Here is a 15,887-nt window from a genome sequence, read left to right as displayed (position 1 = left end):
CCTATTCCTTTTCGGGCTTTTCCAGATTGGCCGGCAGGTGGCAGGCCTGGTCCACCAGACGTTCCACCGTTTCCAGGCAGGGAGCGCCATTTTCGGCGATGTCGTCTATCAGCCGCTCCCACAGCTCCTTGCCGGGGTCGAAGCCCTCGGGGAGGGGGCGGTCCTTGATCAGGTCCTTGGGATGCTGCACCATGTTGCCTCCTTGGCGTCGATTAACTTCTCTATCTTGTCTTGGCGGGCCCCAACGGTCAAGAGCGGGGGTTGCGCGCCGGGGGGGGCGGGTTGGATAATCAGGGCACAACGCCCGTGGGGGAAGGGGACCATTCCTTGTCGCAAATCGTGGACAATGTGCTGCCGGTGTTCGTGCTCATCGCCCTGGGCAAGGCCCTGGCCCTCAAGGGCTGGGCGCCCCCGGCCTTTTTCAGCGCCTCGGACCGGCTCAACTACTTCGTGTTCTTCCCGGCCCTGTTGTTCTGGAAGATCGGCGCGGTGGGCAGCGAGCTGGTCTTGCCCCTGGGCTTGGTGGGCGCGGTCTTGGCCGCGGTGGCCGCCACCTGGGCCTTGAGCCTGCTCTACTGCCGCCTGGCCAAGGTGAGCCCCTACCGGGCCGGCACCTTCAGCCAGGTCTCCTACCGCTTCAACACCTACATCGGCATGGCCGTGGTGCTCTCGGCCTTCGGCGAGGAGGGCATCGGCCTGTTCGGGGTGATCATCTCGGTGGCCATCCCCTTTATCAACCTGCTGGCGGTGAGCACTCTGGTCTGGTATTCCCAGGCCGAGTTCAGCGGGGCCCAGAAGGCCAAGCTGGTATTGAAGGCCATCCTGGTCAACCCCCTGATCCTGGCCTGTTTGGCGGGCATCGCCTGGGCCCACTCGGGCCTCAAGTTCCCGGTGTTCCTGGACCGCTCCTTCGCCTTGTCCGTTGCGCTCAGTCTGCCCCTGGCCCTATTGTCCATCGGCAACTCCCTGGCCCTGGCCAAGCTCAGGGGGCGCACCGCCCTGAGCTTCGTGTCCAGCCTGCTCAAGCTGGCCGTGCTGCCCCTCATAGGCTGGGCCTTCCTGAGCCTGCTGGGGGTCCACGGCATGGGCCTGGCCGTGGCCCTGGTGTTCCTGGCCCTGCCCACGGCCACCAGCGCCTACATCCTCTCCACCCAGATGAACTCCGACGCGGACCTGGCCGGCGCGGCTATAGTACTCTCCACGCTGCTCAGCTTCATATCGCTATCCGTCGTCCTGATGCTGTTCGCCTGATCCTTTTGCGCCCGGGGCCGCTTCATGCTAAAACAGGCGGCATAAGGAGGTCCCCATGAGCAAAATGACCGTGTTCCTCATCCGGGCCGGGGCCGGCCTGGTGGGCGGCTTCGTACTGTGGCGCTTTTTCTTCCACAAGACCACGCCCTGGTGGACCTTCCTGGTGCTGGCGGTGATCGTGGTGGCCGCGGCCTATGCCTCGGAGATCTGGCGGCTCAAGAGCAAGCTGAACAAGAAGTAGCCCCAACTCCCGCAAAAAAATTCAACGGCCAACCCTCTTAAAGAGGGTTGGCCGTTTTGCTTGGTCAGTCGTGGTCTGGGGCCTACTTGCCCTGCTCCACCTTCTTCAGGGCCTTTTCCCGGTCCTGGCCCAGGTCCAGCTGCATGAACTCCTTGCCATGGGGCAGCACCAGCAAAAAGCGCGGAGTCAGGTCCACCTCCACCAGCGCCTCGCGGATGGTCACGCCCAACAGGTGGCCGCCGCGCTGCTTGGCCGCGCCCAAAAAGTGCAAATGCCAGCCCGGCGCGCCGATGCCCTTCATGTAGGCCGGGGAGACGAAGCCCAGCAGCTCGCCTTGCAGGTTCTTCCACTCAAACACCGCCTGCTTCTCGCAGGCCTTGGCCAGGGTGGGGTAAGGCTTGGCCTGCCGGGGCACCGAACGGGCCTTGACCCGGTCGAAGACCCCGGTGACGCGCACCGCGTAGATGTAGTTCGCGCTGGGCAGGCGCGAGGCCAGCCACTTCTGGAGCCCCGCGTAGTCCAGGCCCTTGGGCACGGGATAGGTCAGATCGGCGTCGAAGAAGGTCACCTGGGCAAAGGGCGTGGTGGTCTCGGGCGGCACCGGCTGGGGCTTGCCCTGCATGTCGATGCGATACACCACCCCGCCGCCCACCACCATCTCGCCGTCCAGGGCGTCGAAGGTGCCCAGGCCCAGGTCGCCGTGGTTGGTCAGCTCGCCCACCTTCACCGAGCCGGTGTAGTCCCCGGCCAACAGCGCGTCCAACAGCGACACCTGATACAGGGCGTCGCGGTCCTGGGCGGCGGCGGCCGGAGCGGCCAGGGCCAAGGACAGGAGCAGGATGATGAGCCAGGCGCGGGGACCCATGGCCTAAGCCCCCAGGCGGGCGATGACCGCCTCGGCCATGCCCATGGTGCTCAAGGAGCCGCCCAGGTCGTCGGTGGTTTCGCCGGCGGCCAGGCAGGCGGCCAGGGCCGCCTCGACCCGATCGGCCTTATCGCCGTGGCCCAGGTGCCGCAGCAGCATGGCCCCGCAGAGGATGGCGGCGGTGGGGTTGGCCTTGCCCTGGCCCGCGATATCCGGCGCGGAGCCGTGCACCGGCTCGAACAGGGCCGGGCCGTCGCCCAGGTTGGCGCTGGGGCACATGCCCAAGCCCCCGATGAGCCCGGCGGCCAGGTCGGAGAGGATGTCGCCGAAGAGGTTGGTGGTCACCATCACCTGGAAGTCGCTGGGCTTGAGGATCATGCGCATGGCCACCGAGTCCACCAGGGCCTCCTCGTACTTGACGCCCGGGAACTCCCCCGCCGCCCGGCGGCAGGCCTCCAGAAACACGGTGTCGGTCTTCTTGAGCACGTTGGCCTTGTGCACCGCGGTCACCTTCTCATAGCCCGCCGTCTGGGCGAACTCGAAGGCGTAGCGCGCGATGCGGTAGGAGGCCTTGTCGCTGATCACCCGGAGGGCGGTGGCCACGCCCGGGCCGCGCTCGCCCTCCTCGCCGATGTAGAGCCCTTCGCTGTTCTCGCGCACGATCATCATGTCGGTCTCGGGCCGGAGGCAATCCACGCCCTCATAGGCCTTGGAGGGCCTGAGGTTGGCCCAGGCGCCCAGCTCCTGGCGCAGCCTGAGAATGACCTGGGCCGCGCTGTTGCCCACCGCGCCGAAGATCACCGCGTCCGAGGCCTTGGCCCCGGCCAGGGTCTCCTCGGGCAGGGCCTTGCCGGTTTTCTCCAGGCAGTCGTCGCCCGCGTCGAACTGGGTGTACTCAAAGGGCGCGCCCACCGCGTCCAAAACCGCCAGCTGGGCCTCCACCACTTCGGGGCCTACCCCGTCGCCGCCGATGACCGCGATCCGCTGCTTGCTCATTGCTGTCCTCCGCTCACCGCCGCCTGCCAGGGCGCCGCGTGCTCTTTCTCGTAATCCACGATGGCCTGCTCATGGGTGAGCGTAAGGCCGATGTCGTCCAGGCCCTCCAGCAGGCACTGCTTGCGGAAGGGGTCCACCGGGAAGATGCAGGCGAAGTCGCCCGGACCGCTCAGGGTCTGCTCCTTCAGGTCCACGGTGATGGCGTAGCCCTGGGTGGCCTCCACCCGCTTGAACAGGTCGTCCACCAAGGCCGTCTCCAGCTCGATGGGCAAAAGGCCGATCTTGTAGCAGTTGTTCTTGAAGATGTCCGCGAAGCTGGGCGCAATAAGAACCCGGAAGCCGTAGTCCTGCAAGGCCCAGGGCGCGTGCTCCCGGCTGGAGCCGGAGCCGAAGTTCTCCCGCGCCAAGAGGATCGTCGCCTCCCGGTAGTGCGGCCGGTTCATCACGAATTCCTGCACCTCGTTGCCCGCATCGTCGAAACGATGATGGTACATCAGCACCTCGCCGAAACCCTCCCGCTCGGTGCGCTTCAAAAACTGCTTGGGAACCAGCTGGTCCGTGTCCACGTGGGCCATGTCCAGGGGAACCACCACGCCGGTGAACTTGTTGAATTTCTGCATCTCGCTTCTCGCTTGCGGGTCAGAGCTTCCGGGGAAACCTTTTCTTGCAAGAAAAGGTTTCCCCGGACCCCTTCCCAAAGAACTCCGCGCGTTATGGCCGCGCTCGGTCGGGCTGCGCCCGCCGCGAGAGCGGCCATAACGCAGCCGGTTTTTCAAAACTCTGTATTAATGGCGAAGCGCCGCTTGGCCGCAGGCAAAGCAAGCTTCGCCATTAATACGCAAAGTTTTTTGAGGGGGGCGTGGGGGGAGGCTTTTTTCAAAAAGCCTCCCCCCACTCTTCTCCCTACATAAATTCCCTCGGATCGCTCAGGCGGCCCTTAAGGGCGCTGGCCGCGGCGGTGGCCGGGCCCACCAGGTGGGTGCGGCCGCCGTGTCCCTGGCGGTCCTTGAAGTTGCGGTTGCTGGTGGAGGCGCAGCGCTTGCCCGCGGGCAGCACGTCCGGGTTCATGGCCAGGCACATGGAGCAACCGGGCTGCCTCCACTGGAAGCCCGCCTCGCTGAATATCTTGTCCAGGCCCTCGGCCTCGGCCTCGGCCTTGACCCGCATGGAGCCCGGCACCACCAGGGCGGTGACGTTGTCGGCCACCTTCTTGCCCTTGGCGATGGCCGCCGCCTCGCGCAGGTCTTCCAAGCGGCCGTTGGTGCAGGAGCCGATGAACACGTAGTCGACGCCCACCTCGCTCAGCTTGTCGCCGGGCTTCAGGCCCTGGTAGGCCTGGGCCTCGCTGGCCGCCTTGGCCGCCTCACCGGGGAAGGAGGCCGGGTCGGGCACCGGCTGGTTCACCCCCGCCACCTGGCCCGGGTTGGTGCCCCAGGTGACCATGGGCTCCATGCCCGCGAGGTCCACGCTCTCCTCGCGCTGATACTTGGCGCCGGGGTCGGAGGGCAGGGTCTTCCAATAGGCCACGGCCTGGTCCCAGTCCTCGCCCTTGGGGGCGTAGGGGCGGCCTTTCAGCCAGGCGAAGGTGGTCTCGTCCGGGGCCACCATGCCCGAGCGCGCCCCCGCCTCGATGGACATGTTGCACAGGGTCATGCGGCCTTCCATGGACAGGCCACTCACCGCCTCGCCCAGGTATTCGATGGCGTAGCCGGTGGCCCCGGCCGCGCCCAAGAAGCCGATGAAGTACAGGATCAGATCCTTGGCGCCGCACCCGGCGGGCAGCGCGCCCACGGCCCTAAGGGCCAGGCAGGGCGGCTTGCTTTGGGGCAGGGTCTGGGTGGCCAACACGTGCTCCACCTCGCTGGTGCCGATGCCGAAGGCCAGGGCCCCGAAGGCGCCGTGGGTGGCGGTGTGGCTGTCGCCGGCCACCACGGTGTTGCCCGGCAGTACCAGGCCCAGCTCGGGCATGGTCACGTGGATCACGCCGTTGTTCTCCTGGCCCCAGCCGAAGTAGGGCACCCCGAACTCCTTGGTGTTGGCTTCCAGGGAGGCGAGCTGGTTCTCGGCGATCTCGTCGGCCAGGGGCCGGGCCGTGGAGTCGGTGGGGATCACGTGGTCGCACACCGCGTAGGTCAGGTCGGGCCGCCGCACCTTGCGGCCGTCGCGCCGAAGGGCGGCGAAGGCCTGGGGCGAGGTGACCTCGTGCACCAGGTGGCGGTCGATGTAGATCAGGTCCGGCCGGCCGCTCTCGCGGCGCACCAGGTGATTGTCCCAGATTTTGTCAAGCAGCGTGGGCACGGGAAGTCCTTTGCCTTACCGGAAGGGCCCGGTGTCGGGTTTGGTGGAAACAATGCTCAATATATCACGGCCGCCATCCTACTAAAGCAAGGAAGACGGCCCGCCCCGTGCGGGGTTCTAGTCCGGCGCGAGGCGCGTTGTTGCAGCCGATCGCCGCCCCGAGGCGTACTAATCGCGTACGTCGAGGGCGGCGATCGGCGAAACGCGCGCCGCAGCCCGGAGTAGGACTCCGCCTAGGCCAACCACTTCATCATGCCGCGCAATTTTGCGCCGACTTCTTCCATCTGGTGGCCTTCGTCCTTGCGCAGCAGGGCGTTGTAGCGGGGGCGGTTGCATTGGTTCTCCAGGATCCACTCCCGGGCGAAGGTGCCGTCCTGGATCTCGCCCAGGATCTTTTTCATCTCGGCCTTGGCCTCTTCGGGCACCACGCGGGGGCCGCGGGTGATGTCGCCGTACTTGGCGGTGTCGGAGATGAAGCGGCGCATCTTCTTGAGGCCGCCCTGGTAGATCAGGTCGATGATCAGCTTGGTCTCGTGGATGCACTCGAAGTAGGCCATCTCCGGGGCGTAGCCCGCCTCCACCAGGGTCTCGAAGCCGGCCTTCATCAGCGAGGCCAGGCCGCCGCAGAGCACAGCCTGCTCGCCGAACAGGTCGGTCTCGGTCTCCTCGGCGAAGCTGGTCTCGATGACCCCGGCGCGCGCGCCGCCGATGCCCCAGGCATAGGCCAGCGCGGTCTGCATGGCCGAGCCCGAGGCGTCCTGGGCCACGGCCACCAGGCAGGGCACGCCCTGGCCCTGCTCATAAAGGTCGCGCACCAGCTTGCCCGGGCCCTTGGGCGCGGCCATGATCACGTCGTTGTCCGCCGGCGGGGTGATCTGGCCGAAGTGCAGGTTGAAGCCGTGGGCGAAGAGCAGGGTGGCGTCCTTTTTCATGTTGGGGGCCACGTACTCCTCGTACACCGTGGGCTGCACCGGATCGGGCAGCAGGAAGCAGATGATGTCCGCGCCCTTGACCGCCTCGGAAACCTCGGCGGGCTCCAGGCCGTCGCCCTTGACCACGTCCCAGGACCAGGAGCCCTCGCGCAGGCCCACCACCACGTTGAGGCCGCTGTCGGCCAGGTTGCGGGCGTGGGCGCGGCCCTGGCTGCCGTAGCCCAGCACGCAGATGCGTTTGTCGGCCAGCAGCTTGGGGTTGGTGTCGCTCTCGTAGAAGATGTTAACGCTCATGATTTTGTTTCTCCGTATATGGCAAAAAAGCGGTTGATGGCTATTCGTTGGTAAGTTCTTCGGCCAGGCGCGAAGCGGCCCGGCTGATGTTGTAGGTTCCTTCCGGTTCCTCGAAGTCCTCGCCCAGGGTGGCCCAGGCGTCGGCCATGGGGCCTTTGCCCCGGGCCATGGCGATCTGGCCGGTGCGGGCCATCTCCTGGATGCCGTGGGGCCTCAGAATGTCGATGAAGGCCTCCAGCTTCTCGCGGTTGCCGGTCACCTCCAGGATCAGGCTCTCGTTGTCCACGTGGTCCACCCGGGCCCGAAAGATGTTCACCAGCTGCAGCAGCTCGCCGCGATGCTCGGGCGATGCCTTCACCTTGATGAGCGCCAGGCCGCGCTCCACCCGGGGGCGGCCGGTGAGGTCGCTGACCTTGACCACGCTCACCAGGCGCCTCAGCTGCTTGACCACCTGCTCGATGATGGGCGCCTCGCCGGCCACCACCACCGAGATGCGGCTGACCTTGGGGTCGTCGGTCTCGCCCACGGCCAGGGAGTGGATGTTGAAGCCGCGCCGGGCGAAGAGCCCCGAGACCCGGGCCAGGACGCCGGTCTCGTTGCGCACCAGAACCGATATGGGGCTGAGATTAACCATTGTCCTTGTCCTCGTTGACCTGCCCGGGGCAGGGGATGAAATCAACGTTGGCCGCGCCGCCGGGGACCATGGGCAGCACCAGGGCCTCCCGCTCCACCGACACGTCCAGCACCACGGGCAGGCGCTTTTCGCGAGCTTCCTTGCGGGCCCACTCGATGGCCGGCACCAGCTCCTCGGGGCTGGTGACCGCGCGCCCCAGGCCGCCGAAGGCCTCGGCCACCTTGGCGTAGGGCGGGGGCTGCAGCTCGGTCTCGGCCTGGCGCTTGTCCAGGAAAAGCTCCTGCCACTGGCGCACCATGCCCAGGTAGTTGTTGTTCAGGATGATGGCCACCACGCCCACCCGGTAGCGCACCGCCGTGGCCAGCTCCTGGATGTTCATCAGGAAGCTGCCGTCGCCGTCGATGAGCACCACCTCGGCCTCCGGGCGGCCCAGCTTGGCCCCCATGGCCGCGGGCAGGCCGTAGCCCATGGTGCCCAGGCCGCCGCTGGTGATCAGGGTGCGGGGCTTCTGGAAGGGATAGAACTGGGCGGTGTACATCTGGTGCTGGCCCACGCCGGTGACCACCACGGTGTCCTCGTCGAGCATGTCGCCCAGGAGCTCCACCACCGCCTGGGGGGCCATGGCCGAGCTCTTGGAGGCGAAGCACATGTGGTAGCGCTCCTTCCAGTCCTCGATCTGGGCCCGCCACTCGCTGTAGTCAGGCTTGGTCTCCCACTCCGCCGCGCCGCTGGCCAGGTCCTTGAGCACCGGCTTGGCGTCGCCCACGATGGGCACCAGGCAGGGCAGGTTCTTGCCGATCTCACTGGCGTCCACGTCCACGTGGATGAACTGGGCTCCGGGCGCGAACTGCTCCAGCTTGCCGGTGATGCGGTCGTCCAGGCGGCTGCCCACGCAGATGATCAGGTCCGAACGGTTGAGCGCCAGGTTGGCGTAGCCGGTGCCGTGCATGCCGGGCATGCCTAGGAAAAGCTCGTGCCCGGCCGGGAAGGCGCCCAGGCCCATGAGGCTGGTGGTCACCGGGATGCCGGTGGCCTCGGCGAACTCCTTGAGCTCCGCATCGGCCCCGGCGGTGATGATGCCGCCGCCGGCCAGGATCACCGGGCGCTGGGCCGCCTGGATCACCTTGAGGGCCCGGATGATCTGGCGGGGGTTGCCCCGGTAGGGGGGCTTGTAGCCGGTGGGCGCGCTGGGCGCGGCCAGCAGCTGGCCGCAGGTCTGGGTCATCACGTCCTTGGGCACGTCGATGAGCACCGGGCCCGGGCGGCCGGACAGGGCCACGAAAAAGGCCTCGGCAAAGACGGTGGGCAGCTCCTCCACGCTGGAGACCTGGTAGTTGTGCTTGGTGATGGGCATGGTGATGCCCCGCATGTCCGCCTCCTGGAAGGCGTCGTTGCCCAGCAGGTTGCTGGTCACCTGGCCGGTGATGGCCACCATGGGAGTGGAGTCCATGAAGGCGTCGGCCAGGCCGGTGACCAGGTTGGTGGCCCCGGGGCCGGAGGTGGTCATCACCACCCCCACCTTGCCGGTGGCCCGGGCATAGCCCTCGGCCATGTGGGCGGCGCCCTGCTCATGGCCCACGATGACGTGCTTGATCTCGCCGTCGCGGAAAAGGGCGTCGTAGACCGGCATGATCGAGCCGCCGGTCATGCCGAAGATGACCTCCACGCCCTGGTGCTTGAGGCAGGCCACCACCGCGTCCGCGCCGGTGTAGTCCGGGGTGCCGGTGGTCTGGGTAGGAGCGTTCATGGTCTTTTCTCCCGGTTGGGGGGCGGCCGCCTGCTGGGGGGCCTCGCCCATCTCCTGATTGAGCATACGGGAAAGTTGATTGTCCGCCGCCAGGACGGTTGCTTGCTTGAGCGGTGTCATGATTAAACCTCTAGTTGCCTTTGAGCACGGCGCCGGCCGCCGCGCTGCCCACCAGGGAAGCGTAGCGGGCCAGGGCGCCCCGGGTGAACTTGGGCGCGGGCCGTTGCCAGTCCTTGCGCCGGGCGGCCAGTTCGGCCTCGTCCACCTGTAGTTCGATCTTGCGGGCCGGGATGTCGATGGCGATCACGTCGCCGTCCATCACCAAGCCCAACGCGCCGCCCGAGGCCGCCTCGGGCGAGAGGTGGCCGATGGCCGCGCCCCGGCTGCCGCCGGAGAAGCGGCCGTCGGTTACCAGGGCCACCTTGCCGTCCAAGGGGCCGCCGGATACCAACGAGGTCAAGGCCAACATCTCGCGCATGCCCGGGCCGCCGGCGGGCCCCTCGTAGCGCACCACGATCACCTCGCCGGGCTGGATCACATCCGCTTCGTAGGCGGCCACGGCGTCCTCTTCGCGATCGAAGCAGCGGGCCGGTCCGGAGAAAACCTTCATCTGCTCGGCCACCGCCGCCGCCTTGACCACGCCGCCGTCCGGGGCCAGGTTGCCGCGCAAGACCGCGATGCCGCCCTCTTGGCTGAGCGGAGCCTCCAGGGTGTTGATCACCCGGCGGCCCAGGGCCTCGTAGTCGGAGAGACCGGCGCTCAGGTAGTCGGCGATGCTCTGGCCGCCCACCGCCGCGCAGGTGGTGTCCAGCATGGGCTCCAGGGCCTTCATCACCGCGCCCACGCCGCCGGCCGCGTCCAGGTGCTCCATGTGGTGCTCCCCGGCCGGGGAGAGCTTGCACAGGTGCGGGGTCTGTTTGCTTAGGCGGTCGAAGTCGGCCAGGCCGAAGTTTGCCCGCGCCTCGTGGGCGATGGCCGGCAGGTGCAGGCAGGTGTTGGTGCTGCCGCCCAGGGCCAGGTCCACCCGGCAGGCGTTGGCAAAGGCGGCGTCAGTAAGGATGTCCGAGGGCTTCAGCCCGCGCCTCAGGACCTCCACCGCCGCGCGGCCGCTGGCCTCGGCCAGCTCGGCCCGGTGGGGGCTCTGGGCCAGGGCGGTGGCCCCGCCGGGCAGGGCCAGGCCCAGGGCCTCGGCCAGGCAGGCCATGGTGTTGGCCGTGAACATGCCCGCGCAGGAGCCGGGGCCGGGGCAGGCGGCGCACTCCAGGGCGTGCAGCTGCTCGGCGCTCCACTGGCCCGAGTGCACCCGGGCCACGCCCTCGAACACGCTGATCAGGTCCACCTGCTCGCCCTGGTGCTTGCCTGCGGCCATGGGCCCGCCGGTGAGCATCACCGCCGGGATGTCCAGGCGGGCGGCGGCCATGAGCATGCCGGGCACGATCTTGTCGCAGGAGGCGATGAGCACCAGAGCGTCGAAGCTGTGGGCGTTGGCCATCAACTCCACGCTGTCGGCCACCACCTCGCGGGAGGGGAGGCTGGCGTGCATGCCGGCGTGGCCCATGGCCAGGCCGTCGCAGATGCCGATGGTGTTGAACTCCATGGGCTGTCCCCCGGCGGCGCGCACCCCGTCGGCGGCCAGCTTGGCCAGGCGGTCCAGGTGCATGTGGCCGGGCACCACGGTGTTGTAGGAGTTGGCGATGCCCACCAGGGGCTTGTCCATGTCCTCGTCCCGGTGGCCCAGGGCCCGGAGCAGGGAACGCTGGGGCGCGCGGGAGGCGCCTTTTCTCATTTGATCGCTGCGCTGCTTCATCTTTTTTTCTTTCCTAGAGCCTCGCCCAAGGCCTCGGGGTCCGTGGGGGGCGATGCGGCCGGGAATGCGCGCCGAACAAAAATCGGCTGCGCGGCCCCGGGGCCGCTTCATTCAGTCAGGTTGTGAGCTGAGAGTGTTTGCGGCCCCTACAGGGGCAGAATAATTACCGAGGATACCAACAAGAGTACGCCGAGGATGGCGCTAAGCAGGGAGGCGGAGCGGAAGGGAGCGTGGGACGCGGAACTGCGCGTCGGGCTGGGGTTTGATTTTCGCCTCATGGCTGGTCCTCCGTTGAGTCGGTGTATTGTTGGTACCACCACTCAGGGGGGTTGTCAACGCATTCAAACGCTTTTTTGCGCCTGTAACGGCATAGTTATGCAAATTTCTCCCGAACGGGCGCTCAGATCGGGGGGCCGGAACCGCCTCTAACTGAACATGCGAGCCGTTTTGGAGTGTCTTGTTCGGAGAATTTTTCCCAGAAAAAATAGCGGTCGATTGTCCGGGGCCAAGGGCGCGTGCGGGGCCCTAATCCCGCCGGGCCCACAGACTGAACCAGGTGAAATCCGCCTCGCGGCGCTGAAGGATTTTGTATCCTCGGCTGAACAACAGATCGGACAGCGGGCCCACCTGGGAGCGCATCACCCCGGAGACGATCAGCTCGGGAAAGCCGCTCAGGTCGCGCGGCGGCTCCCAAAGCCCCCGCTGCACCGCCCAAGGCAGGTTGGCCAAGACCAGCCCGGCGGGCGCGTCCAGAAAATCCCCGGCCGGTCCCTCGGCCACCTTCATGGCCAAGCCGTTGATATCAGCGTTGTTCTGGGTGGTGGTTACGCACAGGGGGTTCAGATCCACGGCCACCACCTCGCTTGCTCCCCAGGCCACGGCGGCCAGGGCCAATATGCCCGTGCCGCAGCCCAGATCCAGCACGCGGCCCAAGGGGCCTTCCTGGCGGCGCAGGTGGAGTAGCTCCAGGCAATGGCGGGTGGTGGGGTGCAGGCCCGAGCCGAAGACCAGGCCCGGGTCGATGAGCAAGCGCCGCGCCCCGGGCGGGGCCGCCTCCGGAGCCCAGGCCGGGCAGAAGAATAGGTCGCCCACCAGCATGGGCTCCAGGTCCAGGCCGCCCTGCCACTCGTCGTAGCTCAGGCGGTGCAGCTGCCGAAGGGCCAAACCCTCGCCATCCAATAGACTTTCCAGCTCCCTCTCCGCCGGGGCCGAGAAGAACAAAAAGCTGGTCTCGTCCTCCTGCCACAGGCCCAGATAGTCGGGCCCCAGGCCGTGGGCCCGGTCGCGGGCGTCGCCGGTCAGCTCGTATATATATAGTTGGTCGTAAGGTGGACGGGCCATAATGGGGGGCGCATGGGGCGGCAGGGGCTCCCCGTCATCCGGCGGGAAGCCCCTGGCTGTTTCGAATTGATTACCGGAAGGGTCCCGGGCGGCCTAGGCCTCCAGGACGAAAATCACTTCCAGGCGTACCCGGTACTCGGAGATCTGATTTTCCGCCACCGAAACGCGCATTTCGATGACCTTCATGCCGGTGATTCCCCGCAGGGTGCGGGTTGCCCGCTCAAAACCGACCTTGATGGCGTCGTCGAAGCTCACCGGGCTGGCGGCCACGATCTCGGTCACTCGCGCAACACGTTTCTCTCCCATGAATAACCTCCCTCTCGCGGAAAAGTTCACTCCGCTGAACACACGGAACCATGTCTACCGGTATGGGGTGGGGACCGGACGCGGGAAAAAACCGGCCGCGCCAGTAGCCCACAATAGGCTATCATAGGGATAATTGCATGGACAAGGTGAAATGTTTTTTCAGCAATTTGCGGGCCGCCGAACCGGTTTGTGCCATATTGCACTTTGTTCTTGACACTCACCGGCACCGGGTCTATAAACGCCTAGTCAGCCCGCTAAACCGATTTTTATTAATCTCCGGAGCGGGCAGGAATGTTCAGCAGGCCGCCAAGAGCCGTATGGGACCACCTGGCGCTGGTAATGCAGGTGGGCCTGACCTTCGCCGGGTCGGTGTTGTTCTGCCTATTCGTGGGCTACTGGCTGGGCGAATGGCTTGGCGCCAAGAAGATCTTAATGGTGGTCTTCATTCTGCTGGGCATAGCGGGAGGGGGCTATACCGTCTACCGCCAGATCTCGGAGTTGGGGTTGAACCCCGAGGACGACAATCAAGGTGAACCCGACGGCGACAAAGACTGAGGGTCCTAATGGGGTGTTCATCAAACAGGTGATCACCCGGGCCCTGTTGTTCGCCGTGGGCGCGGCCCTGGTGCTCGTCCTGGTCGGCCAGGCCCCCTGGGCCCGGGGCGTCGCCCTGGGAGCGGTGGCCTCGGTGGCCAACTTCCTGGTAATGGCTTGGCTGCTGCCCCGGGCCCTGGATCCGGCCCGCCGCCGGGGCCAGGCCTTCACCGTGGTTTCGGTGGCCCTGCGCTTCGGCCTGATGGCCGCGGCCCTGGCCGTGGCTCTGTCCATGCCCGCCCGGGTGGCCCCCTTGGCCGTCGCGGCGGGACTTTTCATGGTTCAGTTCACCCTTCTAAGCGACCGCTTCCTGGGCGGGCGTCTGGTGGGTTCCCCTAGCGAGAGCAAATAGCGCCGTGAACGAGCTGACCAACATACCGCATTGGTACCTGTCCCTGGGCGGATACCGCTTGGAGTTCAACTCCGAGACGCTGATCATGTCCTGGATCGTGATGGGCGTGATAATCGCCTTCGGCCTCATGTCCACCCGAAAGCTGGCTTTCCTCCCCGGCCCCTGGCAGACCTTGGGCGAGGTGATGGTCAGCGCCTTCAAGGGCCTGGTCGACGACGCCCTGGACGAAAACAACCGGCATTACTTCCCCCTGATCATCACCGTGTTCCTGTTCATCTGGCTCAGCAACATGTTGGGGGTCATCCCGGGGCTCAGCGAACCGACCAAGGACCTCAACACCCCCTTGGCCTACGGCATCCTGGGCTTTTTCATCGCCCACTACGCCGGCATTAAGACCAAGGGCCTCAAGGCCTACCTCAACGAGTACGTTCAGCCCATGTTCTTCATGGCCCCGCTGAACATCATCGGTGAGCTGTCCAAGGTGGTCTCAATCTCCTTCCGTCTCTACGGCAACATCATGGGCGGCTCGATCATCATCCTGGTGGTGAGCGACCTGGTCTACAGCCTGATTCTGCCGCCGGCCTTGAACGCCTTCTTCGGGCTGTTCGTGGGGACGATTCAGGCCTTCGTGTTCACCATGCTGACCCTGGTCTACATTTCGGTTCAGACCAAGTAGGAATCGCTTCATGGCCTTTAGCACGGAAACTTGGGTACAGGCCGCAGCCTTCTTGGGGGCCGGATTCTCGGTGGGCTTCGGCGCCATCGGCGCCGCCCTGGGCGAGGGCTACGCCGCGGGCAACGCCTCCCGGGCCATCGGCAGGAACCCCGCCATGAGCGGGGCCATCCTCAAGAACATGCTCATCGGCCAGGCGGTGGCGGAGAGCGCGGGCATCTTTGCCCTGGTCATCGCCATGCTCCTGGCCTTCATGAACGTCGAGGGCGCCCCCATGATCGAGGCCTGGTCCCTGCTGGCCTCCGGCCTGGCCATGGGCCTCAGCGCCATCGGCTCGGGCGCCGGCGGCGGTTTCCCGGCGGCCGAGGCCTGCGTGGGCATCGCCGACAACCCCCCCACCCAGGGGGCCCTGACCACTAACATGCTCATCGGCTCGGCGGTCAGCCAGACCCCGGCGATCTTCGGCATGGTGGTGGCCTTCATGCTCATGTTCATCGACTGGTCGGCCCAGCCCCTGTGGCCCGGCTGGGCGGCGGTCATGGGCGCCGGCCTTTCCGTGGGCCTGGCGGCGATCGGCTCGGGCGTGGGCTCGGGTATGCCCGCCGGCAGCGCCACCGCGGGCATGGCCCGCCAGCCGGCGGCGGCCACCTCCATCCGCACCAACATGCTCATCGGCTCGGCGGTCAGCCAGACCCCGGCGATCTTCGGCATGGTGGTGGCCTTCATGCTCATGTTCGTGGACTGGTCCAACAGCCCGCCCTGGCCCACCTGGGCCGCCCTGCTGGGCGCGGGCCTGTCCACCGGCCTATCGGCCATCGGCCCCGGCATCGGCAACGGTTTCACCGCCCAGGAAGCGGCAGCGGGCATCGCCCGGGTGCCCGAATCCTCGGGCCCGGTGACCACCACCATGCTCATCGGCCAGACGGTGGCCCAGTCCACGGTCATCTACGGATTTTTGGTCAGCCTGATCCTTCTGTTCATCCCCCGCGAGGCCTCCGAGACCATGGTGGCCTGGGTGGCGCCTCTGTCGGCCGGCATCTGCATGGGCTTCGGCGGCATCGGACCGGGGGTGGGCGAGGGTCTGGCCGCGGCCTACACAGTCAACCGCATCGCCCGCAACGCGGAAGGGGTCAGCGTGCTCCTTACCCGGGTGATGCTGGTGGGTCAGGCGGTCAGCGAGTCCACGGGCATCTACTCGCTGATCGTGGCTCTACTGCTTCTGTTTGTGATTTAACCGCACGGGTTCCACAAGGAGCCCCTGGGAATTGTTCATCATTGGAGGAATTGAGAAATGGCCATTGAAGGCGCGGATCTGGTGAGAGCGGCCGCCTTGATGGGCGCGGGCATCGCCATGGGCCTGGGCGCCATCGGCCCCGGCGTGGGCGAGGGTTTCGCGGCGGGCAAGGCCTGCGAGGCCATCGGCCGCAACCCCAAGGAAGCGGGCCTGTTGACCCGCACCATGCTGGTAGGTCAGGCAGTGTCCGAGTCCACCGGCATCTACTCCCTGGTGGTGGCGCTGCTGTTGATCTTCGTGGTCTAGGCCGGAGGAGGTCGGG

18 protein-coding genes are annotated in these 15,887 nt (G+C 66.8%); 7 read left to right on the top strand and 11 right to left on the bottom strand.

The features are described 5' to 3' along the window. Position 1 precedes the first annotated feature (1 nt). Complete coding sequence (locus KQH53_19490; protein MCB2228867.1) at positions 2-193, bottom strand: hypothetical protein; 192 nt, start codon at positions 191-193, stop codon at positions 2-4. A 134-nt stretch (positions 194-327) separates the two neighbouring features. On the opposite strand from KQH53_19490, the gene KQH53_19485 reads away from it, so the two are divergent. Beyond that, a complete protein-coding gene (locus KQH53_19485; protein ID MCB2228866.1) occupies positions 328-1,251 on the top strand; it encodes an AEC family transporter in 924 nt (307 codons plus the stop codon). Positions 1,252-1,306: 55 nt separating this feature from the next. Next, complete coding sequence (locus KQH53_19480) at positions 1,307-1,492, top strand: hypothetical protein (protein ID MCB2228865.1); 186 nt, start codon at positions 1,307-1,309, stop codon at positions 1,490-1,492. 82 nt (positions 1,493-1,574) lie between these two features. On the opposite strand, the gene budA is transcribed toward KQH53_19480, so the two are convergent. From budA to KQH53_19430, 10 genes are all read right to left on the bottom strand, one after another. Beyond that, positions 1,575-2,357 carry an acetolactate decarboxylase gene (budA, locus tag KQH53_19475; GenBank protein MCB2228864.1) on the bottom strand — a complete coding sequence of 261 codons (783 nt, stop codon included), beginning with the start codon at positions 2,355-2,357 and terminating at the stop codon, positions 1,575-1,577. A gap of 3 nt (positions 2,358-2,360) precedes the next feature. Beyond that, complete coding sequence (locus KQH53_19470; protein MCB2228863.1) at positions 2,361-3,353, bottom strand: isocitrate/isopropylmalate dehydrogenase family protein; 993 nt, start codon at positions 3,351-3,353, stop codon at positions 2,361-2,363. Beyond that, positions 3,350-3,973 carry a 3-isopropylmalate dehydratase small subunit gene (leuD, locus tag KQH53_19465; protein MCB2228862.1) on the bottom strand — a complete coding sequence of 208 codons (624 nt, stop codon included), beginning with the start codon at positions 3,971-3,973 and terminating at the stop codon, positions 3,350-3,352. The genes KQH53_19470 and leuD overlap by 4 nt, the downstream gene beginning before the upstream one ends. A gap of 283 nt (positions 3,974-4,256) precedes the next feature. Next, positions 4,257-5,651: a 3-isopropylmalate dehydratase large subunit gene (gene leuC, locus KQH53_19460; protein ID MCB2228861.1), complete on the bottom strand. Its 1,395-nt coding sequence runs from the start codon at positions 5,649-5,651 to the stop codon at positions 4,257-4,259. Positions 5,652-5,884: 233 nt separating this feature from the next. Beyond that, positions 5,885-6,877 carry a ketol-acid reductoisomerase gene (gene ilvC / locus KQH53_19455; GenBank protein ID MCB2228860.1) on the bottom strand — a complete coding sequence of 331 codons (993 nt, stop codon included), beginning with the start codon at positions 6,875-6,877 and terminating at the stop codon, positions 5,885-5,887. 40 nt (positions 6,878-6,917) lie between these two features. Beyond that, on the bottom strand, positions 6,918-7,511 hold the full coding sequence (ilvN, locus tag KQH53_19450; protein ID MCB2228859.1) for an acetolactate synthase small subunit: 594 nt from the start codon (positions 7,509-7,511) through the stop codon (positions 6,918-6,920). Further along, positions 7,504-9,258 carry a biosynthetic-type acetolactate synthase large subunit gene (ilvB, locus tag KQH53_19445; GenBank protein ID MCB2228858.1) on the bottom strand — a complete coding sequence of 585 codons (1,755 nt, stop codon included), beginning with the start codon at positions 9,256-9,258 and terminating at the stop codon, positions 7,504-7,506. The genes ilvN and ilvB overlap by 8 nt, the downstream gene beginning before the upstream one ends. Before the next feature lie 130 nt (positions 9,259-9,388). After that, positions 9,389-11,065, bottom strand: a complete 1,677-nt coding sequence (ilvD, locus tag KQH53_19440; GenBank protein ID MCB2228857.1) for a dihydroxy-acid dehydratase — start codon at positions 11,063-11,065, stop codon at positions 9,389-9,391. Between the two features lie 525 nt (positions 11,066-11,590). Further along, a complete protein-coding gene (locus KQH53_19435; GenBank protein ID MCB2228856.1) occupies positions 11,591-12,406 on the bottom strand; it encodes a 50S ribosomal protein L11 methyltransferase in 816 nt (271 codons plus the stop codon). A gap of 93 nt (positions 12,407-12,499) precedes the next feature. Next, the gene (locus KQH53_19430) at positions 12,500-12,712 is read right to left on the bottom strand and encodes a dodecin family protein (GenBank protein ID MCB2228855.1); all 213 of its coding nucleotides are present in this window, start codon (positions 12,710-12,712) and stop codon (positions 12,500-12,502) included. A 339-nt stretch (positions 12,713-13,051) separates the two neighbouring features. Between KQH53_19430 and KQH53_19425 the strand changes: the two genes are divergently transcribed. From KQH53_19425 to atpE, 5 genes are read left to right on the top strand one after another with little or no spacing between them, the layout of a single operon-like run. Further along, complete coding sequence (locus KQH53_19425; GenBank protein ID MCB2228854.1) at positions 13,052-13,267, top strand: AtpZ/AtpI family protein; 216 nt, start codon at positions 13,052-13,054, stop codon at positions 13,265-13,267. 13 nt (positions 13,268-13,280) lie between these two features. Then, positions 13,281-13,658, top strand: a complete 378-nt coding sequence (locus tag KQH53_19420) for an ATP synthase subunit I (protein ID MCB2228853.1) — start codon at positions 13,281-13,283, stop codon at positions 13,656-13,658. A gap of 4 nt (positions 13,659-13,662) precedes the next feature. Further along, positions 13,663-14,334, top strand: a complete 672-nt coding sequence (gene atpB / locus KQH53_19415) for a F0F1 ATP synthase subunit A (GenBank protein ID MCB2228852.1) — start codon at positions 13,663-13,665, stop codon at positions 14,332-14,334. Between the two features lie 10 nt (positions 14,335-14,344). Next, positions 14,345-15,565 carry a hypothetical protein gene (locus KQH53_19410; protein MCB2228851.1) on the top strand — a complete coding sequence of 407 codons (1,221 nt, stop codon included), beginning with the start codon at positions 14,345-14,347 and terminating at the stop codon, positions 15,563-15,565. Between the two features lie 57 nt (positions 15,566-15,622). Further along, the gene (gene atpE / locus KQH53_19405) at positions 15,623-15,871 is read left to right on the top strand and encodes an ATP synthase F0 subunit C (protein MCB2228850.1); all 249 of its coding nucleotides are present in this window, start codon (positions 15,623-15,625) and stop codon (positions 15,869-15,871) included. Positions 15,872-15,887 lie beyond the last annotated feature (16 nt).

The sequence above is a fragment of the Desulfarculaceae bacterium genome (assembly GCA_020444545.1).
GTDB lineage: Bacteria > Desulfobacterota > Desulfarculia > Desulfarculales > Desulfarculaceae > Desulfoferula.
This window is presented reverse-complemented; position numbering and strand designations above follow the sequence as displayed.